The sequence below is a fragment of the Sphingobium sp. B10D7B genome (assembly GCF_025961955.1).
In the GTDB taxonomy this organism is placed as follows: domain Bacteria; phylum Pseudomonadota; class Alphaproteobacteria; order Sphingomonadales; family Sphingomonadaceae; genus Sphingobium.
In genome coordinates this window covers 2246933-2268591 of record NZ_JAOQOQ010000001.1, presented here as the reverse complement: position 1 = coordinate 2268591, position 21659 = coordinate 2246933, and the positions used below count along the sequence as shown (strand labels likewise).

Sequence of the window (21659 nt, the reverse complement as noted above, 5' to 3'; positions counted from 1 at the left end):
GTGCGGCGCCGGTTCAGCCAGCGGGGTCCTCCAGGCTGTAGCCCAGACCGCGAATGGTGGAGATCACATCGGCACCCAGCTTCTTGCGGATGCGCGTGACGAACACTTCGATGGTGTTGGAATCCCGGTCGAAATCCTGATCGTAGATATGCTCGATCAGTTCGGTGCGGCTCACCACCTTGCCCTTGTGGTGCATCAGATAGGAGAGCAGCTTATATTCCTGCGCGGTCAGCTTCACCGGCTCGCCGTTCAGCGTGACCTTGCCCGAGCGGGTATCCAGCCGCACGCTGCCGGCGATGAGCTCGGACGAGGCATTGCCGGACGAGCGGCGAATGAGCGCGCGCAGGCGGGCGATCAGTTCCTCGCTCTGGAACGGCTTGGCGAGATAATCGTCTGCACCGGCATCGAGCCCGGCAACCTTGTCGGACCAGCTATCCCGCGCTGTCAGCACAAGCACGGGCACCGCCGAGCCTTCCTTGCGCCAGCGGTCGAGCACGGTCAGACCGTCGATTTCCGGCAGGCCCAGGTCCAGGATGATCGCGTCGTAGCTCTCGGTCGATCCGAGGAAATGGCCGTCCTCGCCATCGGTCGCCAGGTCGACGGCATAGCCGACGCCTTCGAGCGTGGACTTGAGCTGTTTGCCCAAGGTCGGCTCATCTTCGACGATCAGCAGACGCATGGCTTTTCCTTTCCGAATGAGGGAGCGTGCGCAGGCGATCCGGCCGGATCAGCGCGTCCGTCCGATGATATTGCCGGTCTTGCCGTCCACATCAACCCAGATGACCTTGCCATCCTGCTGGAGGAACTGCATCCGGTACACGCCTTCGCGAACGGATGGGGCGACGCCGACATATTGGGCGTCGCTGATCTCGCGCTCGACACGACGCTTGATGATCGAAAACGGCATCACCTCACCGTCGAGCATGGCGCGCCGCGCCGCCCGCTGGTCATCGCCCCGCGCAAAGCTCTGCGCCGAAACCGGGAGGCTGGTGGCCGCCAGTGCCATCAGCCCGCCGAGCAGAAGAGAGGATGAAAGATGTTTCATGATGCCGTGTTAGCCATCAAGCATTGAACAAGCGCTGAATGTCCCATCTGTCCCCCGTTCAGGGTTCCAGCATATACTGGACGTTGAGGGAAATCGAGGTGGCGATCTCACCGGGCTCGATCTTGGTCTGCGGCGCGGCTGCAGCAGAGTCGCGCATAGCCATCATCGGCATCGGCTGCGGCGCGAAACCGCCACCTTCGGAGATGCTCACCAGCCGGGCGGTGCGGAAGCCGGTCGCCTGCGCATAAAGGTTTGCGCGGGCCTGAGCGGTTTTCAGCGCCTTGGTGCGGGCCTGATCGAGCAGCTTGTCCGGCTCGGCAATGCCAAAGCTCGGGCCGTTGATGTTGGTCGCCCCGGCGGCGACCAGCGAGTCGATCAGATCGCCTGCGCTATCCAGCTTGCGGACTGCGACGGTGAGCTGGTTGCTGGCTTCATAGCCGATGAAGCGCGGACCTTTGCCATCTGTGCGGTCGCTATAATCATATTGCGGGTTGAGGTTGATGCCGCTGGTCTGGATGTCCTTGCGGGCGATGCCAGCCTTCACAAGCGCAGCGATCAGCTTGTCCATCTGGGTGGCATTCTGCGCCATCGCATCCTTTGCTGACATCGCGCGGGTCTGCACGCCGGTGTTGATGGTCGCCATATCCGGCGCGCTGTTCACCGATTCACTGACGCTCAGGCTCAGCAGCGGGCCCTTGGCAGCCTGGGGTGCCGGCGGTTGCGGCTGGGCCGAGACAATCGCCGGCATCATGAGAGCGGCAGTTGCAGCGAGCAGAATTGGCAAACGACGCATGGAACATTTTCCCTTTTGTGTGATAGCCATAGAAATGGGCTGAAGCTTCTGAACGCATCCTGACCCATCGAGTTTCTTCCCGTTCATCTGGCGCCTCAGCCCTTGCTCCCGCCGCCTGCATCTGTTTTAGCGCCTTGCCATGGCCCCGCCACTTCTTTCCTTCGAGAATCTCGGTCTCATCCAGGGCGCCGGCTGGCTGTTCCGTGGTCTGGACATTCATGTCGGCGAGCGTGATCGCCTGGCGCTGATCGGCCGCAACGGCGCCGGCAAGACGACGCTGCTCAAGCTGATCGCCGGCACGGTGGAACCGGATGAAGGCAAGCGCTCGGTCGTGCCGGGGCGGCATGTGGTGATGCTGGAGCAGGACCCGGACGTCTCCGCCTTCGCAACGCTGCATGATTTCGCCACGTCTGGCGCCAAGGCGCCGGCGGCGCATGAGGTGGAAGCGATTGCAGACCAGCTCGGCATTGATCTCTCCCGCGCGGCGGCGACCGCATCGGGGGGCGAGCGGCGGCGGGCAGCGATTTGCCGCGCCTTGGCGAGCGAGCCCGATATCCTGTTGCTCGACGAGCCGACCAACCATCTCGACATCGCCGCGATCACTTGGCTGGAGGATTGGCTGACGCGCTTCAATGGCGCATTCATCGTCATCAGCCACGACCGGACGTTCCTCACGCGCCTCACCCGGTCGACGCTCTGGCTCGACCGGGGCAGCCTGCGGCGGCAGGAGATCGGCTTTGGCGGGTTCGAGGCCTGGATGGAAAAGGCCTATGCAGACGAGGCCCACGCGGCCGAGAAGCTTGACGCCAAGCTGAAGATCGAGGCGCACTGGCTGGAGCGCGGCGTCACGGCGCGGCGCAAGCGCAATCAGGGCCGACTGGCCAAGCTGTGGGAGATGCGCGCCCAGCGCGCGGCGATGATCGGCCCGCAGGGCGGCGCCAAGCTGGAGGTCACCGCCAACGACACCAAAACCAAGAGCGTGATCACCGCCGAGCATGTCACCAAGCAGTTTGGCGACCGCGCGGTCATCAAGGATTTCTCGATCCGCATCCAGCGCGGCGACCGTATTGGCATTGTCGGCGGCAACGGGGCCGGCAAGACGACGCTGCTGCGCCTGCTGACCGGCGATCTGCAGCCGGATAGCGGCACCATCACGCTGGCCAAGACGCTGGACGGCATCGTCATCGACCAGCAACGCTCGCTGATGCAGCCGGACAAGAGGGTGCGCGATGTGCTGGCCGAGGGCGGCGACTGGATCGACGTGCGCGGCGTGCGCAAGCATGTCCACGGCTATCTCAAGGATTTTCTGTTCGATCCGTCGCTGGCCGAGGCGAAGATCGGCACGCTCTCGGGTGGCGAGCGCTCGCGCCTGTTGCTGGCGCGCGAATTCGCGCGCGAATCCAACCTGCTGGTGCTGGACGAGCCGACTAACGATCTCGACCTGGAAACGCTCGACCTGCTGCAGGAAGTGATCGCCGATTATGATGGCACGGTGCTGATCGTCAGCCACGACCGCGACTTTCTCGACCGCACGGTGACTGTGACTCTGGGACTGGATGGCTCCGGCCGGATCGATGTGATCGCCGGCGGCTATGCGGACTGGGAAGCCAAGCGCCAAAAGCCCAATGCGGCGGGCAAGCGATCGGCTGCGAAGGCGGATACGCCGGCTGCGCCTCCGCCCCCCAAGGCGGCGAAGCTCAGCTACAAGGACCAGCGGGATTATGATCTGTTGCCGGGTCAGATCGAGGCGCTCGAGGCGGCGATTGCCCGCGATGAAGCCGCGCTCGCCGACCCCGATCTCTATACCAAGAACCCCAAGCGCTTCGCCGAGTTGAGCGCGACGATCGAAAAGGCGCGCGCGCAAAAGGATGCGGCCGAGGAGCGCTGGCTGGAATTGGCCGAGCAGGTCGAGGCCCTGCAGGGTTGAGCCCGGCAAGGGCCGCGTGGCGTCCCGCTCTCTTTAGCCGGATCGCGCAGATCAAGATTTTCGACGCACCCAGCCATGGTCGGCGGGGGCGTTGTCGCCGACGAGCATTCAGATGACTAGCACTCAACCGATTCGTGGAATTCTGCTCTGCGCCGCCGCTCTGCTGCTGTTCGCGGCGCTGGACACGACGACGAAAGTGCTCACCGCGCATTTCGAGGCGCCGGTGATCGTGGCGGCGCGGTTCATCGGCAACCTCTTGTTGATGTTCGTCGTCATGGCGCCGCGCGGCGGGCGGGAGATGGTGCGGACGACGCGAACAGTGCTCGTTTGGCTGCGTGGCTGCTGCCTCGCCTGTGCCTCCGTACTGATGGCGCTCGCGCTCACCCGCATGCCGGTCGGCGAAGCGACGGCGATCATGTTTCTCGCGCCGACGCTGGTCGCGCTGGGTGGCGGGCTGCTGCTCAGGGAAGAGGTCGGGCTGCGGGGCTGGGGCGCTGTGTTGCTCGGGCTGGCCGGCGTCGTGCTGATCGCGCGGCCGGGTGGCGGGCTGGATGTCGTGGGCGTCATGCTCGCTTTGGGCGCCGCCATGCTCAATGGCACCTATCAGCTGATGTCCCGCACGCTCGCGGCGACCGAAAAAACCTTCGCGCTGCTCTTCTACAGTGCCGCCGTGGGCAGCCTCGTTTTCGGCGCGGTGGCGCCCTTCTACTGGGCGGGGCGGATGCCGACGCTGCTGGAAGGCGCGCTGCTGGCGTCGCTGGGCTTGTGGGGCGGGGTGGGACATTATCTGTTCACGGCGGCCTTTCGCCATGCCCCGGCTTCGACCCTGGCGCCGATCACCTATCTACAGGTGCTGTGGGCGACAGTGCTGGGCTGGATCGTGTTCCGACATGTGCCCGATCCGGTGGCGATTGTCGGGATGCTCACGATCGGCAGCGCCGGCATGTTGATCGTGCTGAAGCGCCGCCGCCGGACTCCGCCCGCGACGGTGTGACCGAACCGGCGGGGGTCAGCTCTCCGCGGTGGCCAAGACCTCATAATGGGTGATCTGCTTGTCGCCGATGCCGAGGTCTTCCCATGTGGCGCGCCAGTCCTTCATATGCTGGCTCGCGGCATGGGCTTGCTGGGCTTCGCGGTCGCGAAACACCTCGAAGATGCGCAGCAGGCCGGGCTCCTCGAGATCCTCGGCGAAGCTGTAGGCGACACAGCCCGGCTCCGCGCGGCTGGCTGCGACCATCCGCGCAATGACCGGACGTGCCGCCGGCAGGTTCTCCGGCGGCAAGCGAACGGTCCCGGCAAGGATCAGCATCAGCGGATCGGCGAATCCGGGGCGAGGCGCATGTCGAGATAATTGTCGACGCTCATCATCAGCTGGTCGAGCTCATGCTCGAAGAAGTGATTGGCGTTGCGGATCTCGTCATGATGGATGGTGATGCCCTTCTGCGTGCGCAGCTTGTCGACCAGCTTCTGCACGGAGGCGGCCGAGACGACCTCATCGTTCACGCCCTGCACGATGATGCCGGAGGCGGGGCAGGGCGCGAGGAACGAGAAGTCGTACATGTTGGCCGGCGGGGCCACCGAGATAAAGCCGCGCACTTCTGGGCGGCGCATCAGCAACTGCATGGAGATCCACGCGCCAAACGAGAAGCCGGCGATCCATGTCGTCTGCGCTTCCTGGTGGAAGCTCTGGATCCAGTCGAGTGCGGCGGCGGCATCGGAGAGCTCGCCAATGCCATTGTCGAACACGCCCTGCGAGCGACCGACACCCCGGAAATTGAACCGCAGCGTCGCAAAACCGCGCTTCACGAAGGTCTTGTAGAGCGCCTGCGTGATGCGATCGTTCATCGTGCCGCCGCCCTGCGGGTGCGGGTGCAGGATCAGCGCAACGGGCGCACGCGGGCGGGGCGGAGGGCTGAAACGACCTTCGAGACGGCCTTCGGGACCGGGAAAAATGACGTCGGGCATGGCACCTGAGACTTGAAATGGGAGCGGGCGACCGAGACTGGCCGACGACGCGGGACGGGCGCTTATATAGGCGGAAGCGCGATTTTCGCAATGTTTCTGGTGGAGGGCGCCCGCTTCAGCCCCCGAACCAGCCCAGAGCAGCGGCGGTGAGGGGGTTCGCTGGGTCGAGCAGCAGCTTGGTGGTGAGCGCGAGGGACATGACGATCAGCAGAGGCCGCGCGATTCCGGCGCCGAAGCGGATCGCGAGATAGGCGCCGAATTGCCCGCCTGCGATGCTGCCGACGGCCATGGCAAGGCCGGTGATCCAGAGCACATGCCCGCCGATGATGAAGACGATCACGCTGGAGAAATTGCTGGCGAAATTGAGCAGTTTGGTATGGGCCACGGCGCGGATGAGGCCCAAGCCGAACAGGCCGACCAGCGCGGTGGTGAAGAAGGAGCCGGTGCCGGGCCCGAAAAAGCCGTCATAGCCGCCGATGATCGCCGCTGTGACGATAAGCGCGAGCGGGCCGAAGCGGCTGTGCCTGTCCTCATCGCTCATGCGTGGCGAGAGCAGGAAATAGAGCACCATCGCGATCAGCAGCATCGGCAGCAGCGCGGAGAGAAAGCCGGAATCAATCCGCGTTACCAGAAACGCGCCGCCCGCAGAGCCGATAAATGACGCCAGCGCGGGCAAGGCAAACCGGCGGAAATCGATATGTCCGCGCCGGGCGAAGGCGATGACGGCTCCGCAGGTGCCAAAGCTGCTCTGGAGCTTGTTGGTCGCCAGAGCGGCCACGGGTGGGATGCCCGCCGCCAGCAGCGCGGGAATGGTGACGAGGCCGCCGCCGCCCGCCATGGCGTCGATGGTCGCGGCGAGAAACGCCACGCCCATGAGGATGAGGATGATGTTGAAGGCGGGATCCATGTCTTTGCATATCAGGTCTGTGTTGCGCCGCAACATGGCTGATTGCACCAGAGGGCAAATCCATTTGCTGCGGCGCGACGGGCCTGTAGGGAAGGGGCGATGAGCCGACGCATCTATCTCGATCATGCCGCGACCACACCGCTGCTGCCGCAGGCTCGCGCTGCGATGCTGGCCGGGTTCGATGCCTGGGCCAATCCCTCATCGCCGCATGCCGCCGGTCGTCAGGCGCGCGCCATGCTGGAGGATGCCCGCCGCCGCGTGGCGCGGGCGCTGGATTGGGATGGGCGTGTGTTGTTCACCGCCGGCGCGAGCGAGGCGCTGGCCATCGCGTTGACGCGCGCAAGGGCGTCTGCTTTGCTGGCAGGAGCGAGCGAACATGATGCTGTGCTACGTCATATCCCGGAGGATCGCCGGCTGCCGGTCGATCATGACGGGATCGTGTGCCTGCCCGATGCCATTGCGCCGGGTACGCTGATCGCGATCCAGCAGGTCAATAGCGAGACCGGCGTGATCCAGCCGCTGGAGGCGTTCGCCGAGCGCATCCACGCGCAAAATGGCCTGCTGCTGGCCGATTGCAGCCAATCGGCCGGGAAGATGGCGCTGCCGCAAGGCGCGGACCTGATCGTCCTGAGCGCGCACAAGCTGGGCGGACCGATCGGCATTGGTGCGCTTCTCGTGCGCGATCTGACGCTGCTCAGCCCAAGCGGCGGGCAGGAGCAAGGCTATCGCGCCGGCACCGAGGCCATGCCGCTGGCGCTAGGCTTTGCGGCAGCGCTGGAAGCTCCGCGCGACTGGTTGGCTGACGTCGCCGGTTGGCGCGAGCGGATGGACGCGGCTATTCTCGCAGCCGGCGGTGAGATCGTGGCGGACGCCTCCCCGCGCTTGCCGACTATCGCCAGCTACCGAATGCCCGGCGTGTCCGCGCAAGCGCAGCTCATCCGCTTCGACATGGCCGGGATTGCGGTGTCGGCGGGCAGTGCCTGCTCGTCGGGCAGCTTGCGCACCAGCCATGTGTTGGCGGCCATGGGTTGGCCGCAGGCTGAGGCCGCCGAGGTGATCCGTGTCACTATGGGGCACGACACGTGCGCGGCCGACATTGACGATTTTCTCACTGAGTGGCAGGCCATCGCGCACGGGAACGCAAGACGATGATCTACCTCGATTACCAGGCCACCACGCCGCTGGCGCCGGAGGTTGCGGATGCCATGGTGGCCGCGATGGATCATTATGGCAATCCGAACAGCGCGCATCGCATCGGTCGCATTGCGGCGGCGGATGTCGAGCTGGCGCGGGGTCGCATCCTCGATGCGCTGGGCCGCGCGGATGGTCGCCTGATCTTCACAAGCGGCGCGACGGAGGCGCTGAACATGGCCATTATCGGCGCCGCGCGGGCCGCTCCGCACAGCCGGCGACGGGTGGTGACGGTGGCGACCGAACATGCCGCCGTGCTCGATACGGTGATGGCTTTGCGCCGCGAGGGTTTCGAGCCGGTGATCGTGCCGGTGAATGCCGACGGGCTGGTCGATCTGGAGATTGCCGAGGCGGCGATCGATGAGCGAGCCGCCTTGCTTGCGGTAATGCAGGTGAACAACGAGATCGGCGTGGTGCAGCCACTCGACCGGCTGTTCGTGATCGCGCGCGCGGCTGGCGTGCCGACATTGTGCGACGCCGTGCAGGGTTTTGGCCGACTTGCGACCCCTCAGGCGGACCTGATCGCGATCAGCGCTCACAAGATCCACGGCCCGAAGGGCGTGGGCGCGCTGTGGCTGCGCGAAGGCCTCGACCTGCCGCCGCTCATGCATGGTGGCGGGCAGGAGCAGGGGGTAAGGCCGGGGACGCTCTCGCCCATGCTGTGCGCGGGCTTCGGTGTGGCCGCGCAACTGGCGGCGCAGCGCCGCTATGCCGACCTCGCCCATGTCGAAGCGCTCTGGACGCGCGCGCTGGAGCTGTTTGCGGATTGGCACCTCAATGGCACCGGGGAGGCGCGCTATCATGGCAATCTCAATCTCCGCCGGCCTGGGCTGGACGCGGCGCGGCTGATCTCGGACGTGCGGACGGTCGCCGTTTCGCTCGGGTCTGCTTGCGCGAGCGGGTCCGGCCGGCCGAGCCATGTGCTCAAGGCCATGGGCCTCAGCGATGCCGAGGCGCGCAGCTCCGTGCGGATCGGCATGGGGCGCTACACCCGCATGGCCGATCTGGAAGAAGCCGCGAGCTTGCTCAATCAGGCCGCCGACGCACAGGGAGTGCCCGCATGACCTTAGTCCGCTTCATCAGCGCCAATGGCGAACAAGTGCAGGAAGTGGAGGCCAGGGCGGGCGACATCCTGCTCGACGTGGCACAGGCCGCCGGCCAGCCGCTGGAGGGCACTTGCGAAGGGCAGATGGCCTGCTCCACCTGCCATGTGATCGTGGACGCCGAGGACTTCAGCAAGCTCCCCCGCGCCAGCGAGGATGAGGAAGACATGCTCGATCTGGCGGCCTCCACCACCCGGACCAGCCGGCTCTCCTGCCAAATCGTGCTGAGTGACGCGCTGGAGACGCTGACCGTGCACATTCCCGCCGAGAGTCGGAACATGCAGGGGGCGTGAGGCAAAAAAAAAGCCCCTCCTCTTTAGAGGAGGGGTCGGGGTGGTGAGGTGCGTTTCTGAGCCAGGCCGAAAATACCACCCCGCTGCGCGTAACGAACAAGTGCGTAACGCTCGCTGCCCCTCATCTGAAGAAGAGGGGGTATCAAAGCATGTCGGACCTATCCTCCGCACATTTCGCGCCGCTTGCATTTCCTGCCTCATGCCGCCATATGCGCCGCGGAAGTCGGGCGGACGTAGTCTTCGCCAACCTGGTCAGGTCCTGACGGAAGCAGCCACAACGAATTCGCTGCGGGTCGTTCCGGCTTCCACCTACCTCCCATCGCAATGTCCTTGTTCTGCAGCGTCCTTCTGCTTGCGGGCACGCGCGCGGACTTGCCGGGGGCAGGATAGGGCGTCATGGGCATGGCATCATAGGCAGGCCGCGCTTTCGTAGCTGAGCGGCGCGCGCGAAAGGACTGAGTTCATGGCCGGCAGATCCCGAACCATCGTCTATCTCATGCTGGTGCTGGTGATGCTGCTTTGGTCCGGCAACTCCGTGGTTGCGCGGGCCATCCACACGGAAATGCCGCCCTTCACACTGGCCTTCTGGCGCTGGAGCGGCGCGACGCTGATCGCATTGCCGGTCGCCTGGCGCTATTTGCGGCAGGACTGGCCCGTGGCGAAAGCCAACTGGAAGATCATCCTGTTCCTCGGCGTGATCGGCGTCGGCTGCTTCAACGCGTTCATGTATTCCGGCCTGCAATATACGACGGCGGCGAACAGCCTGCTCATCCAGGCCGCCATTCCGGCGCTGGTGCTGTTGTTCGATTTCCTGTTCTTCCGCAATCGCCCGCGCGCTATGCAGGTGGTGGGCGTGATCATGGCCGCTGCCGGCGTGCTTACGATCATCCTGCAGGGCAATCCGTCGGCCCTGTTCTCGATGGTGTTCAACCGGGGCGATCTGCTGGTGCTGTGCGCGGTCAGCCTCTGGTCGCTCTACACGGTGTTTCTGCGCCTGCGGCCCAAGATCCACGGGCTGAGCTTTCTGGCGATCACCGCGTTCATCGGCGTGCTGTGCATGGCGCCGCTCTCGGCCTATGAACTGACGCACGCGCAGGTGATCATGACGCCCGGCGTCGCGGCGGGCATCGCCTATGTCATCCTGCTGCCCTCGCTGGTCGCTTACTTCCTGTTCAATCTGGCGGTCGAGCAGATCGGGGCGGGGGATGCCGGGCAGGTGATCAACCTGCAGCCGGTGTTCGGCGCGCTGCTGGCGGCGCTGCTGCTGGACGAGCCGCTGCATGGCTATCATCTTGCCGGCATGGGCCTGATCTTCATTGGCATCGCGCTGCCCTTCCTGCGCCGATCCGTCCGCGCCCCGATGGCGCATTAACTTCCGGCGCAAGTGCGGCTAGAACGAACGCAATGACCGATTCCTCAGACGATCCGGGCTTCGACCTTGGCGAACCGCCCCGGCCGCAAGCGGCTGTGGCGCCCATCACTTCGCCTGACGCGCCCGCCTATCGCGTGCTGGCCCGCGCCTATCGCCCGCAGACCTTTGCCGAGCTGATCGGCCAGGAAGCGATGGTGCGCACGCTCGCCAATGCGATCAAGCGCGAGCGTCTGCCGCACGCTTTCCTGATGACCGGGGTGCGCGGGGTGGGCAAGACCTCCACCGCGCGGCTCATCGCCAAGGCGCTCAATTGCGTCGGGCCGGACGGACAGGGCGGGCCGACCATCGATCCCTGCGGCGTATGCGAACCGTGCAAGGCGATTGCCGAGGGGCGCCATATCGACGTGATCGAGATGGACGCGGCCAGCCACACCGGCGTCGATGATGTGCGCGAGATCATCGAGGCGGTGCGTTACGCAGCCGTCTCCGCGCGGTTCAAGATCTACATCATCGACGAAGTGCACATGCTCTCGCGCAATGCCTTCAATGCCTTGCTCAAGACTCTTGAGGAGCCGCCGGAGCATGTGAAGTTCCTGTTCGCCACCACCGAGGTGAACAAGGTGCCGATCACGGTGCTCTCCCGCTGCCAGCGCTTCGACCTGAGGCGCATCCCGGTGGAGTTGCTGGTCGATAATTTCCGCATGATTTGCGGCAAGGAAGGCGTCGTTGCCGAGGACGATGCCCTGCGCCTCATCGCCACCGCCGCGGAAGGCTCGGCGCGCGATGGCCAGTCGATCCTCGATCAGGCGATTGCGCATGCCGGGGTCGGCGAGGATGGGCGGCCCTTCGTGCAGGCCGATCAGGTTCGCGAAATGCTCGGCCTGTCGGATCGCGGCGCGACGCGGCGGCTGTTCGACCAGATCCTCGATGGCGATGCGCCGGCGGTGCTGGCGACATTGGGCGAGCAGGAAGCGCTCGGCGTCGAGCCGCTCGCCACGGTGAATGCCTTGCTCGATCTCATCCATGCGGCGACGACGGCCAAGGCCGGGCGGGGCGCCGGGCTCGATCGCATGCCGGAGGCCGAGCGCGGCGCGATTGCCGGTTGGGCAGAGCAATTGTCTTTCCCGGTGTTCCATCGGTTGTGGCAATTGCTGCTCAAAGGCCATGCCGAGGTTGCCGCTGCCGCGCGGCCCCACGCGGCCTGCGAAATGGCGCTGCTGCGGCTGATCCACGCCTCAGCCATGCCGGACCCGGCCGAACTGGCGCGCCTCATCCGCGACGGTGCTGGGGGCGGCGGGCAGGCAAGCCCGACGATGCCGGCCCCTGCGCCCAGCGGGACGACGAGCGAAGCGGCCCAGTCGGCCCCGAGCGCTCCGCCGCCGCCCGCCCTGCCAGCAGCGTCTGAGCCGGAACCGGAAGCGGAAACGCCAGCGCTGCCGACGGATTTTACCGCGATGGTCGAGGCGCTCAAGGCGCGCCATGCCCGGCTCAGCGCGGAGCTGCATGATTATGTGAGCCTTGTGCATTATGCTCCGCCGGAACTGGCCTTCCGCATCCTCCAGCCGCTCGACGCCGATTTCCCCCGGCAAGTAGCGGCGGCGTTGCGTGAGGTGACGGGCGAGGTCTGGGATGTCCGCTCGACGGACGCCCACGGCCAGCCAAGCCTGCGCGAGCAGGAACAGGCCGCCAAGGAAGCGCGGCTTGCCCAGATCAGCGCTGCGCCTATCGTGGCTGCCGCGCTGGACGCATTCCCCGGAGCACGGCTCGTGGACCCGGATGATGAGCAATATAGGAGTGAAGGCTGATGAAGGACCTCAACGACATTCTCGGCATGGCCAGCCGGGTGCAGGAGGAAATGCAGAAGGCGCAGGCGGAACTCGATAACATGGAGGTCGAGGGTGCTTCCGGCGGCGGACTGGTCAAGGTGCGGGCGAGCGCCAAGGGCCGTATCCTCGGCCTTTCGGTCGATGAGAGCCTGATCGTGCCGGCCGACAAAACGATGCTGGAAGACCTGATTGTCGCCGCCTTCAACGATGCGCGCGCCAAGGCGGATGAAGCGGCCAACGAGCAGATGAGCAAGATGACGGCTGGTCTGCCTCTGCCGCCGGGCTTCAAGATGCCCTTCTGATCGGCGTAAAAAGGCGATAGTTTTTACCCGCGCTTAACCAGTTCGGCAGTCAGTAGCTTTTCGCGCCGTTGAAATGCGCGCGCGGCTGAACGATATGATGCATTGATCGTTTTTCGCGATGCGCGGGAAAAGCGACCGAGTTGTGAAGCGGCCCCTTCTGCACGAAGGCGGTTCGCAGGCTCAGGGGTAAGGCCCCCTGGCTGGATTGGAGTGACAATGGATCTTGATCTGCCTCTCTTGCCGCTGCGGGATATCGTCGTTTTCCCGCAGATGATCGTGCCCCTGTTTGTGGGACGCGACAAGAGCGTGACGGCGCTTGAAAAGGCGATGGCGGGCGACAAGGACATCTTTCTCGTCGCGCAGCTCGACCCGAGCGAGGACGATCCGGACCGGGAAGCGCTTTACGACATGGGTGTCATTGCCAGCATCGTGCAGATGCTCAAGCTGCCCGATGGCAATGTCCGCGTGCTGGTGGAAGGCAAGCAGCGCGCCTCGCTGACTGCCTTGACGGATGCCGAGGACCACATCGTCGCCACTGTTGCGCCGCTGGACGATATCGTCGTGGGCGGCGCCGAGGTCGAGGCGATGATGCGCTCGGTTACCGATCAGTTCGAGAATTACGCCAAGCTCAACAAGAAGCTGCCGGCCGAAGCCGCCGCGCAATTGCGCGAGATCACCGAGGCTGGCCGCCTGTCCGATTTCATTGCGGCCAACCTTGCCGTGAAGGTCGCCGACAAGCAGTCGCTGCTGGTCGAGGGTGATCCGCTCAAGCGCCTGGAAATGGTCTTTGCCTTCATGGAAGGCGAACTCGGCGTGCTGCAGGTCGAGAAGAAAATCCGTGGCCGCGTGAAGCGCCAGATGGAGAAGACCCAGCGCGAATATTATCTCAACGAACAGCTCAAGGCGATCCAGCGCGAGTTGGGCGGTGGCGAAGGTGAGGAGGGCGATGAGCTTTCCGAGCTGACCGAGAAGATCAAGAAGACCCGCCTGAGCAAGGAAGCGCGCAGCAAGGCGGAAGCCGAGCTGAAGAAGCTGCGCTCCATGCAGCCCATGTCGGCCGAAGCGACGGTGGTCCGCAATTATCTCGATGCGCTGCTCGGCGTGCCCTGGGGCAAGAAGAGCAAGCTCAAAAAGGATCTGGTGAAGGCGCAGGAAGTGCTGGATGCCGATCACTTCGCGCTCGACAAGGTCAAGGACCGGATCATCGAATATCTCGCCGTGCAGGCGCGCTCCGACAAGCTTAAAGGCCCGATCCTGTGCCTTGTTGGCCCGCCGGGTGTCGGCAAGACCTCGCTCGGTCGTTCCATCGCCAAGGCGACAGGCCGCGAGTTCGTGCGCCAGTCGCTGGGCGGCGTACGGGACGAGGCCGAGATTCGAGGCCATCGCCGCACTTATATCGGCTCCATGCCGGGCAAGATCGCGTCCAACCTCAAAAAGGCCGGCGCGATGAACCCGCTGGTGCTGCTCGACGAGATCGACAAGCTCGGCCAGGATTTCCGCGGTGATCCGGCGTCCGCGCTGCTCGAGGTGCTGGACCCGGAGCAGAACAGCAAGTTCCAGGACCATTATCTGGAGATCGACCTCGATCTGTCGGATGTGATGTTCGTCACGACCGCCAACAGCCTCAATCTTCCGCAGGCGCTGCTCGACCGCATGGAGATCATCCGGCTGGAGGGCTACACCGAGGACGAAAAGCTGGAGATCGCGCAGCGGCATCTGATCGAAAAGCAGATTGAGGCCCATGGGCTGAAGGAAGGCGAATTCGCCATCGAGGAAGCAGCGCTGCGCGACCTTATACGCTATTATACGCGGGAAGCGGGCGTGCGGACGCTGGAGCGCGAGATCGCGCGGCTGGCGCGCAAGGCGCTCCGCCGTATCCTTGAGGGCAAGGAAACCAGCGTGACCATCACGCCGGAGAATCTCGGCGATTATGCGGGCGTGCGGAAATTCCGTCATGGCATTTCCGAGGAAGAGCACCAGATCGGTGCCGTCACCGGCCTCGCCTGGACGGAAGTGGGCGGCGAACTGCTCACCATCGAATCGGTGACGGTCCCCGGCAAGGGCCAGATCAAGACGACCGGCAAGCTTGGCGACGTGATGACCGAGTCGGTGCAGGCGGCCTTCTCCTATGTGAAGGCGCGCGCCCCGGCTTATGGCATCAAGCCGAGCATCTTCAACCGCAAGGATATTCACATCCACCTTCCCGAAGGCGCCGTGCCCAAGGATGGGCCGAGCGCTGGTATCGGCATGGTGACGTCCATCGTCTCGACGCTGACCGGCATCCCCGTCCACAAGGATGTCGCGATGACCGGCGAAGTGACGCTGCGCGGCCGGGTTCTGCCCATTGGCGGGCTGAAGGAAAAGCTGCTCGCGGCGCTGCGCGGGGGGATCAAGACCGTGCTCATTCCGCAGGAGAATGAGAAGGACCTGGTGGAGATTCCGGCGAACATCAAGGAAGGCCTTGAAATCGTGCCGGTGAGCCATGTGGACGAGGTGCTTGCTCGCGCGCTCACCGGGGCGCTCACGCCGATTGACTGGTCCGAGGAAGATGATCTCGCCGCCCAGCCTCCGATCGGCTCGGCAGCCGAGCATGAGCAGCGGATGCGGCACTGAGTCTCGCGATGATCGTCATGACACCGATGCCCAAAACAGCCCGATTTGAAGTTAAGGGCGGTTAAGGATCGTCGTAAATGGTCCGGTCCGTCGCCCGGACCGGACCGATCATCGTGAAAAACAGCGTAAATCAGGGTTTTTAACGGGTTTGAGGCGCAAATCTCTTTGACACTTGCGACGAAGCAAGCCTTTATGCGCGCCTTCGTCGCATGATTCCCACCACAAGTTTTCTCAAGAAGGGGGTTCCCAAGGCATGAACAAGCAGGATCTCATCAGTTCGGTCGCGGATCAGAGCGGCCTCACCAAGGCCGATGCGAACAAGGCTGTTGAGGCAGTGTTCGACGCGATCACCGCCGCTCTCAAGAAGGGCGATGAAGTTCGCCTCGTTGGCTTCGGCACGTTCTCCGTTTCGCAGCGCAAGGCCTCGACCGGTCGCAACCCGCGCACGGGCGAAACCATGGCGATCAAGGCGTCCAGCCAGCCGAAGTTCAAGGCCGGCAAGGGTCTCAAGGACGCCGTCAACTAATCAACTCGATCGATCGTTGCCCCGCGCTTTCCGGCCGGGGCACCGCTTGATTGGATCGCCGACAGGGAACGCGACGTCCCATGTCGGCAAAGGCCGGGCTCTGCCTGGCCTTTTTGATTTTCAGCCGGGGGAAGGCTGACGATGCCCGGTCTGCCGGGAAAAGCGTGCTAATCCCGAAAGGGGCGCGCTCTGTGCTTGACGGCGGTCCTCCCGGGGCATTATGGGCCGCCTCTCGATAGCGTCGATGGACGCTGTGGCGATCGTAGCTCAGTTGGTTAGAGCGCTGGTTTGTGGTACCAGAGGTCGCGGGTTCGGATCCCGTCGATCGCCCCATTTTCTTCTCCGAGATTTGGATGACTGGCCGCCGCGCTGCCTGCGCGGGGCTGACAGCCCGTCGCGCGCCGCCTATAGGCACAGCATGGCAAAAACAGACGATGATCGGGAGGAAGGGCTGCGGCTCAATCCTCGCTATGACCGCGACGGGTTGATCACAGCCGTGGCGAGCAATGTCGATACCGGCGAATTGTTGATGCTGGCGCATATGAACGCGCAGGCTCTGGCCGCGACGATCGAAACGCGTGTTGCCCATTTCTGGTCGCGCAGCCGGGGCAAGCTCTGGCGCAAGGGCGAGGAGTCCGGCAACGAGCTCCACATCGTCGACATGCGGATAGATTGCGATCAGGACGCCATCTGGCTGCTGGTCAAGCCCGTAGGGCCGGCGTGCCACACGGGCCGCGTCAGTTGCTTCTATCGCCGCGTCACGGATGACGGGCTCGAATGGATCGACAGCGAGCCGCACGCCCATTGAGCTGTAACGGATATGTCGCTCAGTCCCGTCTGAGCACCGGCGCGGAGGGGTTGATTTTCCGTTGACGTAAACGTAAACTGTGCGTCTGACCTTCACGGAAGGATGGATGCAATGACGAAGCTCCAGATGATTGCCGGCATTCCTCAGCCGGAACGGGACGGGCGGGAAGAGTTTTCGATCTCCGACCTGTGCGATGAATTCGAAGTGACGCCGCGCGCTCTGCGCTTTTACGAGGATGAGGAACTCATCTCGCCGCGCCGGCAGGGCCTGACGCGGGTTTACAGCCATCGCGATCGTGCGCGGCTCGCCTGGATCTTGCGCGGCAAGCGGGTGGGATTCAGCCTGGCCGAAATCCGCGACATGATCGACCTGTACGATGCCGGCGACGGTCGGCGCACCCAGCGCGAATTTACCGTCGCAAAATGCGAGGAGCGGATCGGATTGCTCCAGCGGCAGCGGCAGGATATCGACGAAGCGATTGAAGAGTTGAAGAATTTCGTCGCGCTCGTCGAAGAAAATCAGCGCCTGTCAGGCGAACTCAACTAAGACTTTCTACCACGGAGAGGCCAATGCCCAGCTATAAGGCGCCCGTCGCCGACACCATGTTCATCCTCAACGAGATCGTCGGGCTGGAGCGTCTGACGAACAATCCCGGCTTTGGTTCGGCGACCAGCGATATCGTTCAGGCCATTCTCGAAGAGGGCGGCAAGTTCGCCAGCGAGGTGCTCAGCCCGCTCAATGCCGTCGGCGACCAGATTGGCTGCAAGCGCAATGACGATGGCACGGTGACGACGCCGCCGGGCTTTCAGGAGGCCTTCGACCAGTTCGTTGCGGGTGGCTGGACCACGCTGCATGCGCCGGAGGAATATGGCGGGCAGGGTCTGCCTATCGTGCTGGCGATCGCCGCCGAGGAATATTTCACGGCGTCGAACCACGGCTTCAACATGTATCACGGCCTGACCGGCGCCGCGGTCAGCGCGATCCTCGCCAAGGGCGACGATACGCTCAAGCAGAAATATGTGCCCAACATGGTCTCCGGCCAGTGGTGCGGCACCATGAACCTGACCGAGCCGCACTGCGGCACCGACCTCGGCCTCATCAAGACGCGCGCGTTGCCGCAGGATGATGGCAGCTACAAGATCACCGGCACCAAGATCTTCATCTCGGCCGGCGAGCACAGCATGGCCGAGAACATCATCCACCTCGTGCTGGCCAAGACGCCGGGTGCGCCCGCAGGCAGCAAGGGCATCTCGCTCTTCCTCGTCCCCAAGATGATGGTCAATGACGATGGCTCGCTGGGCGCGCACAACGCCGTCACCTGCGGCTCCATCGAGCACAAGATGGGCATTCACGGCAACGCGACCTGCGTCATGAACTATGACGATGCGACCGGCTGGATGATCGGCGAGGAGAATAAGGGCCTCGCCGCGATGTTCATCATGATGAACCAGGCGCGACTGGGCGTGGGCCTTCAGGGCCTTGCGCAAGGTGAACTGGCCTATCAGCAGGCAGTCCATTATGCGATGGACCGGCGGCAGGGCCGCGCGCTGACCGGCGCTGCCGAGCCTGACAAGCCCGCCGATACGCTGTTCGTGCACCCCGATGTCCGCCGCATGCTGATGGAGTGCAAGGCGCTCACCGAGGGCCTGCGTGCGCTGGTTCTGTGGGGCGCGCTGCAGGTCGATCTCATCAAATATGCGCCGACCGAGGAAGAGCGTCAGGCGGCGGATGACATCATCTCGCTGCTCACCCCGGTCATCAAGGGCTATGGCACGGACAAGGGCTTCGATGTCGCCGTCCTCGCGCAACAGGTGTTCGGCGGCCATGGCTACATCCGCGAATGGGGCGTGGAGCAGGCGGTGCGGGATGCGCGCATCACCATGATCTACGAAGGCACCAATGGCGTTCAGGCCATGGATCTGGTCGGCCGTAAGCTGCCCGCCAATGGCGGTCGCGCGGTGCAGGCGCTGTTCAAGATGGTCGCCGAGGATGTCGCCGCCGGCAAGGCCGTGCCGGAGACGGCTGCTATTGCTGAGGCGCTGGAGAAGGCCAATCAGCAACTGCAGGCCGCGACGATGTGGCTGATGCAGAATGCCATGCAGAACCCGAACAATGCCGGCGCGGCGGCTTATGCCTATATGCACATCACCGGCATCGTCGCGACGGGCATGATGTGGCTGCGTATGGCGATGGCCGCGCAGGCGCAGCTCAATGCCGGCACGGGCAATCCCGACTATATGAAGGCCAAGCTGGTGACGGCGCGTTACTTCGCCGAGCGCATCATGCCGGAAGCCGGCGCACTGCGTCGCAAGATCGAGGGCGGCGCCGAGGTGCTGATGGAACTGCCGCCAGAGGCTTTCCTGACGGCAGCCTGATCGGGCTTATCCTGCGGGACCAAGAAGCGGCTTCCTCTCTCCGGAGAGGGGGCCGTTTTCATGCGATGGCTGAGGCTCAGGGCTTTGCAGATGCCTGTGCATCAGCCCGCAGCGGCGCCTTGAACAGCGCGGCATCGCCGGGCTTGAGCGGCACCAGCTCGCCACGCTGCATGTCGGCAACCGGACGGGCGCCGGCCGGCAGGTTGATCCGCGAGCCTTCACCGCGTTCGTCGGCCAGCAGCTTGGGCGCGGGTGCGCTTGGCGTGCGGCGGACCATGCAGTTGACGCGCGGCACGTCGCGGAACTCGTCGCAATTGTAGAGCGTGCGCTCGATGCCGCTGTCCTTCATGCGGATATAGGAGAAAGACATGGAGGCGAGGCTGGTTTCGGCGACCGGGAAGCTGCGTGGCGTCGCTTTGTCGCTCGTCCACGCCAGCAGGCGACATTGGGCGCGACCGGCGCACAGGCGCGCGGCGGCGTCAGCATAGCGGGCCGGGTCGCCGCCCGGATCGAGTGTCATCACAAAGCCCGTGCCGCCGGGCTCGATGGCAGCCAGCCGACCGGGGCCGATGCGCTTGCCGATATCCGCAGCGCCAAGCAAGGCCGGCGCGGTGGCGTCGTCGATCAGCGAGCCGGGCAGGGTGCCGGCCAGCGCGCCATCATCGGCATGGACAGGCGACAAAGCGGCGAGCTTGGCGATGGCGGGCTCGGCAGCGATGTTGAGGCTCCGCGCAAAGGCCGGCGGTGTGCCCCACCAGCCCTCCCAGCGGAAGAACAGGTGCGTATCGACCGCCGCGACCTTGTCGAGCGACTTGCTCCAGTAGGGCATCACCCAGTCGGTGTGATAATGGGTGCTGTAGCCGACAGGCGCGTAGACATCGCCAGCGAGCATCCGCGCGGCATTGCCCCGGGCGCGATCCCAGGCTGCCGTGGACGGGCGGCGCGCCATGGCGCCATCGCAAGTGAAGGTGAACTGGCAGCCGGTGGCCCGCTCCTGCCCCTGAAACACCACGCCGCACACCGTCTTGGGGAAGGCGGGGTGGCGCAGGCGGTTGAGCACCACCTGTCCCACGGCGCGCTGGCCCTTGGCGTCGTCGCCGGCTTCATAGATCATCGCGGCGGCAAGACAGTCGGTTGCCCGACCCAGTGCCATCGCGTCGCCCTTGAACGTGAAGGGGCGCGCGGCAGGATTGGGCGCGGTCGAGAAGGGGATCTGCGCGTTCAGTTGGCGCGCCTGATCGGGATGGGAGGCGTCGAGCACCAGCGGCTCGACGACGGGCACTGGGCTGTTATCCGGTGCCTTGGGCAGAGCTGTGCTCACGGCCTCGCTGCCGGACAGCGCGGTAACGCTGGTGCGATTGCCGATGGCGAGCAGCGCCAGAGCGCCGGTCAGGATCAGCCCCAGCAGGCTAGCCAGCACGAGTCGGCCCTGGCGCGAAGAGAGCGCCGGGAATGCCGATTTTCGCGCAATCAGACCGTTGGTTGCCATACGTCCTTCCGCCACAGCCGCCATGCGCGGCCGGAGAGGGGCGGTATGTGTGCCTTTAGGTCGCGTTAGGCAAGAGCGGCACGGCCAGCCGCCCGGCCACAGGGACAGCCGTGCCATAACGGGAAATTCCGGCCGGCAAGTCTTAACGGCTCGCCGGCACAGGATGGTCGACCCGGATCAGCCGGCTTCGGGCAGGAAGTCCGGCACAGAAAGATAGCGCTCGCCAGTGTCGTAATTGAAGCCCAGCACCTTGGCGCCGGCGGGCAGTTCCGGCAGCTTCTGAGCGATGGCGGCCAGCGTGGCGCCGGAGGAGATGCCGACCAACACGCCTTCCTCGCTGGCAGCGCGGCGGGCATAGTCCTTGGCATCGGCGGGATCGACCTGGATCACGCCGTCCAGCAGATCGGTGTGCAGATTAGCCGGAATGAAACCGGCGCCGATGCCCTGGATGGGGTGCGGGCCGGGCGCGCCGCCGCTGATGACCGGGGAAAGCGTTGGCTCCACGGCAAAGACCTTGAGGCCCGGCCACATTGCCTTGAGCACCTGCGCGCAGCCGGTGATGTGTCCGCCGGTGCCGACGCCCGTAATCAGGGCATCGAGCGGCTCGTCGGCGAAATCGTTGAAGATTTCCTGCGCCGTCGTGCGGACATGAACATCGATATTGGCCGGATTTTCGAACTGCTGCGGCATCCACGCACCCGGCGTGGCGGCGACGATCTCCAGCGCGCGCTCGATGGCGCCCTTCATGCCCTTTTCACGCGGGGTCAGGTCGAAGCTGGCACCGTAGGCCAGCATCAGGCGGCGGCGCTCAAGGCTCATGCTCTCGGGCATGACGAGGACGAGCTTGTAGCCCTTCACGGCGGCGACCATGGCAAGACCAATGCCGGTGTTGCCCGAGGTGGGCTCGACGATGACGCCACCGGGCTTGAGGCTGCCGTCCTTTTCTGCAGCCTCGATCATGGCCAGCGCGATGCGGTCCTTGATCGATCCGCCGGGGTTGGAGCGCTCGGACTTGATCCAGACATTCGCATCGCCAAACAGGCGGTTGAAGCGGATGTGCGGCGTGCCGCCGATCGTTTCGAGAATGGACGAGACTTTCATGGGCAATCCTCCATAAGGCGATC

21 protein-coding genes, 1 tRNA gene and 1 other RNA gene are annotated in these 21659 nt (G+C 64.8%); 15 read left to right on the top strand and 8 right to left on the bottom strand.

Features of this window, described 5'->3' with window-relative positions; all coding sequences use genetic code 11:
- Positions 1 to 13: 13 nt before the first annotated feature.
- From M2331_RS10800 to M2331_RS10790, 3 genes are read right to left on the bottom strand one after another with little or no spacing between them, the layout of a single operon-like run.
- The gene (locus tag M2331_RS10800; protein WP_181560281.1) at positions 14 to 679 is read right to left on the bottom strand and encodes a response regulator transcription factor; all 666 of its coding nucleotides are present in this window, start codon (positions 677 to 679) and stop codon (positions 14 to 16) included.
- Between the two features lie 48 nt (positions 680 to 727).
- A complete protein-coding gene (locus tag M2331_RS10795) occupies positions 728 to 1045 on the bottom strand; it encodes a hypothetical protein (protein ID WP_181560280.1) in 318 nt (105 codons plus the stop codon).
- 58 nt (positions 1046 to 1103) lie between these two features.
- Positions 1104 to 1838, bottom strand: coding sequence for an SIMPL domain-containing protein (locus M2331_RS10790; RefSeq protein ID WP_181560279.1), 735 nt, complete (start codon positions 1836 to 1838; stop codon positions 1104 to 1106).
- 139 nt (positions 1839 to 1977) lie between these two features.
- On the opposite strand from M2331_RS10790, the gene M2331_RS10785 reads away from it, so the two are divergent.
- Both M2331_RS10785 and M2331_RS10780 read left to right on the top strand, forming a co-directional pair.
- Entirely contained in the window at positions 1978 to 3765 is a 1788-nt protein-coding gene (locus M2331_RS10785) for an ABC-F family ATP-binding cassette domain-containing protein (protein ID WP_181560278.1), read from the top strand.
- A 112-nt stretch (positions 3766 to 3877) separates the two neighbouring features.
- A complete protein-coding gene (locus M2331_RS10780) occupies positions 3878 to 4759 on the top strand; it encodes a DMT family transporter (protein WP_181560277.1) in 882 nt (293 codons plus the stop codon).
- A 15-nt stretch (positions 4760 to 4774) separates the two neighbouring features.
- On the opposite strand, the gene M2331_RS10775 is transcribed toward M2331_RS10780, so the two are convergent.
- The 3 genes from M2331_RS10775 to M2331_RS10765 form a co-directional block, all read right to left on the bottom strand.
- On the bottom strand, positions 4775 to 5074 hold the full coding sequence (locus tag M2331_RS10775; protein WP_181560276.1) for a putative quinol monooxygenase: 300 nt from the start codon (positions 5072 to 5074) through the stop codon (positions 4775 to 4777).
- Positions 5074 to 5730, bottom strand: coding sequence for an alpha/beta hydrolase (locus M2331_RS10770; RefSeq protein WP_181560275.1), 657 nt, complete (start codon positions 5728 to 5730; stop codon positions 5074 to 5076). The genes M2331_RS10775 and M2331_RS10770 overlap by 1 nt, the downstream gene beginning before the upstream one ends.
- 115 nt (positions 5731 to 5845) lie before the next feature.
- Positions 5846 to 6637: a TSUP family transporter gene (locus M2331_RS10765; protein WP_181560274.1), complete on the bottom strand. Its 792-nt coding sequence runs from the start codon at positions 6635 to 6637 to the stop codon at positions 5846 to 5848.
- A gap of 99 nt (positions 6638 to 6736) precedes the next feature.
- Between M2331_RS10765 and M2331_RS10760 the strand changes: the two genes are divergently transcribed.
- The 13 genes from M2331_RS10760 to M2331_RS10700 all read left to right on the top strand — a co-directional run bounded on the left by M2331_RS10760 (position 6737) and on the right by M2331_RS10700 (position 19046).
- Positions 6737 to 7789, top strand: coding sequence for a cysteine desulfurase family protein (locus M2331_RS10760; protein WP_181560273.1), 1053 nt, complete (start codon positions 6737 to 6739; stop codon positions 7787 to 7789).
- Positions 7786 to 8892 carry a cysteine desulfurase family protein gene (locus tag M2331_RS10755; RefSeq protein WP_181560272.1) on the top strand — a complete coding sequence of 369 codons (1107 nt, stop codon included), beginning with the start codon at positions 7786 to 7788 and terminating at the stop codon, positions 8890 to 8892. The genes M2331_RS10760 and M2331_RS10755 overlap by 4 nt, the downstream gene beginning before the upstream one ends.
- Positions 8889 to 9224, top strand: a complete 336-nt coding sequence (locus M2331_RS10750; protein WP_181560271.1) for a 2Fe-2S iron-sulfur cluster-binding protein — start codon at positions 8889 to 8891, stop codon at positions 9222 to 9224. The genes M2331_RS10755 and M2331_RS10750 overlap by 4 nt, the downstream gene beginning before the upstream one ends.
- 215 nt (positions 9225 to 9439) lie before the next feature.
- Positions 9440 to 9537, top strand: an RNA gene (gene ffs / locus M2331_RS10745) — signal recognition particle sRNA small type.
- 150 nt (positions 9538 to 9687) lie between these two features.
- Entirely contained in the window at positions 9688 to 10596 is a 909-nt protein-coding gene (locus M2331_RS10740; protein WP_181560270.1) for a DMT family transporter, read from the top strand.
- Positions 10597 to 10628: 32 nt separating this feature from the next.
- A complete protein-coding gene (locus tag M2331_RS10735) occupies positions 10629 to 12401 on the top strand; it encodes a DNA polymerase III subunit gamma/tau (RefSeq protein WP_181560269.1) in 1773 nt (590 codons plus the stop codon).
- Positions 12401 to 12724 carry a YbaB/EbfC family nucleoid-associated protein gene (locus M2331_RS10730; protein ID WP_181560268.1) on the top strand — a complete coding sequence of 108 codons (324 nt, stop codon included), beginning with the start codon at positions 12401 to 12403 and terminating at the stop codon, positions 12722 to 12724. The genes M2331_RS10735 and M2331_RS10730 overlap by 1 nt, the downstream gene beginning before the upstream one ends.
- A gap of 216 nt (positions 12725 to 12940) precedes the next feature.
- Positions 12941 to 15337 (top strand): endopeptidase La, encoded by a 2397-nt coding sequence (gene lon, locus M2331_RS10725; protein ID WP_181560267.1) that lies wholly within the window; start codon positions 12941 to 12943, stop codon positions 15335 to 15337.
- A gap of 253 nt (positions 15338 to 15590) precedes the next feature.
- A complete protein-coding gene (locus M2331_RS10720; protein ID WP_181560266.1) occupies positions 15591 to 15863 on the top strand; it encodes an HU family DNA-binding protein in 273 nt (90 codons plus the stop codon).
- 256 nt (positions 15864 to 16119) lie between these two features.
- Positions 16120 to 16196 (top strand) — tRNA-His (locus M2331_RS10715).
- An 85-nt stretch (positions 16197 to 16281) separates the two neighbouring features.
- Positions 16282 to 16671 carry a phosphoribosyl-AMP cyclohydrolase gene (hisI, locus tag M2331_RS10710; protein ID WP_181560265.1) on the top strand — a complete coding sequence of 130 codons (390 nt, stop codon included), beginning with the start codon at positions 16282 to 16284 and terminating at the stop codon, positions 16669 to 16671.
- Positions 16672 to 16782: 111 nt separating this feature from the next.
- Complete coding sequence (locus M2331_RS10705) at positions 16783 to 17217, top strand: MerR family transcriptional regulator (protein ID WP_181560264.1); 435 nt, start codon at positions 16783 to 16785, stop codon at positions 17215 to 17217.
- Between the two features lie 23 nt (positions 17218 to 17240).
- Positions 17241 to 19046 carry an acyl-CoA dehydrogenase C-terminal domain-containing protein gene (locus tag M2331_RS10700; RefSeq protein ID WP_181560263.1) on the top strand — a complete coding sequence of 602 codons (1806 nt, stop codon included), beginning with the start codon at positions 17241 to 17243 and terminating at the stop codon, positions 19044 to 19046.
- 76 nt (positions 19047 to 19122) lie between these two features.
- Here M2331_RS10700 and M2331_RS10695 read toward each other — a convergent pair whose 3' ends face one another.
- Both M2331_RS10695 and cysK read right to left on the bottom strand, forming a co-directional pair.
- On the bottom strand, positions 19123 to 20535 hold the full coding sequence (locus M2331_RS10695; RefSeq protein WP_181560262.1) for a cell wall hydrolase: 1413 nt from the start codon (positions 20533 to 20535) through the stop codon (positions 19123 to 19125).
- A gap of 177 nt (positions 20536 to 20712) precedes the next feature.
- Positions 20713 to 21636 carry a cysteine synthase A gene (cysK, locus tag M2331_RS10690; protein ID WP_181560261.1) on the bottom strand — a complete coding sequence of 308 codons (924 nt, stop codon included), beginning with the start codon at positions 21634 to 21636 and terminating at the stop codon, positions 20713 to 20715.
- Positions 21637 to 21659: the final 23 nt, after the last annotated feature.

Bases quoted from the DNA above. Each gene is read 5' to 3' on its own strand.
- M2331_RS10755 (WP_181560272.1), top strand. From the start codon at position 7,786: ATGATCTACCTCGATTACCAGGCCACCACGCCGCTGGCGCCGGAGGTT.
- M2331_RS10780 (WP_181560277.1), top strand. From the start codon at position 3,878: ATGACTAGCACTCAACCGATTCGTGGAATTCTGCTCTGCGCCGCCGCT.
- M2331_RS10740 (WP_181560270.1), top strand. From the start codon at position 9,688: ATGGCCGGCAGATCCCGAACCATCGTCTATCTCATGCTGGTGCTGGTG.
- M2331_RS10790 (WP_181560279.1), bottom strand. From the start codon at position 1,838: ATGCGTCGTTTGCCAATTCTGCTCGCTGCAACTGCCGCTCTCATGATG.
- M2331_RS10760 (WP_181560273.1), top strand. From the start codon at position 6,737: ATGAGCCGACGCATCTATCTCGATCATGCCGCGACCACACCGCTGCTG.
- M2331_RS10800 (WP_181560281.1), bottom strand. From the start codon at position 679: ATGCGTCTGCTGATCGTCGAAGATGAGCCGACCTTGGGCAAACAGCTC.
- M2331_RS10735 (WP_181560269.1), top strand. From the start codon at position 10,629: ATGACCGATTCCTCAGACGATCCGGGCTTCGACCTTGGCGAACCGCCC.
- M2331_RS10750 (WP_181560271.1), top strand. From the start codon at position 8,889: ATGACCTTAGTCCGCTTCATCAGCGCCAATGGCGAACAAGTGCAGGAA.
- cysK (WP_181560261.1), bottom strand. From the start codon at position 21,636: ATGAAAGTCTCGTCCATTCTCGAAACGATCGGCGGCACGCCGCACATC.
- M2331_RS10770 (WP_181560275.1), bottom strand. From the start codon at position 5,730: ATGCCCGACGTCATTTTTCCCGGTCCCGAAGGCCGTCTCGAAGGTCGT.
- hisI (WP_181560265.1), top strand. From the start codon at position 16,282: ATGGCAAAAACAGACGATGATCGGGAGGAAGGGCTGCGGCTCAATCCT.
- M2331_RS10765 (WP_181560274.1), bottom strand. From the start codon at position 6,637: ATGGATCCCGCCTTCAACATCATCCTCATCCTCATGGGCGTGGCGTTT.
- M2331_RS10785 (WP_181560278.1), top strand. From the start codon at position 1,978: ATGGCCCCGCCACTTCTTTCCTTCGAGAATCTCGGTCTCATCCAGGGC.
- M2331_RS10795 (WP_181560280.1), bottom strand. From the start codon at position 1,045: ATGAAACATCTTTCATCCTCTCTTCTGCTCGGCGGGCTGATGGCACTG.
- M2331_RS10695 (WP_181560262.1), bottom strand. From the start codon at position 20,535: ATGGCAACCAACGGTCTGATTGCGCGAAAATCGGCATTCCCGGCGCTC.
- lon (WP_181560267.1), top strand. From the start codon at position 12,941: ATGGATCTTGATCTGCCTCTCTTGCCGCTGCGGGATATCGTCGTTTTC.
- M2331_RS10775 (WP_181560276.1), bottom strand. From the start codon at position 5,074: ATGCTGATCCTTGCCGGGACCGTTCGCTTGCCGCCGGAGAACCTGCCG.
- M2331_RS10720 (WP_181560266.1), top strand. From the start codon at position 15,591: ATGAACAAGCAGGATCTCATCAGTTCGGTCGCGGATCAGAGCGGCCTC.
- M2331_RS10730 (WP_181560268.1), top strand. From the start codon at position 12,401: ATGAAGGACCTCAACGACATTCTCGGCATGGCCAGCCGGGTGCAGGAG.
- M2331_RS10705 (WP_181560264.1), top strand. From the start codon at position 16,783: ATGACGAAGCTCCAGATGATTGCCGGCATTCCTCAGCCGGAACGGGAC.
- M2331_RS10700 (WP_181560263.1), top strand. From the start codon at position 17,241: ATGCCCAGCTATAAGGCGCCCGTCGCCGACACCATGTTCATCCTCAAC.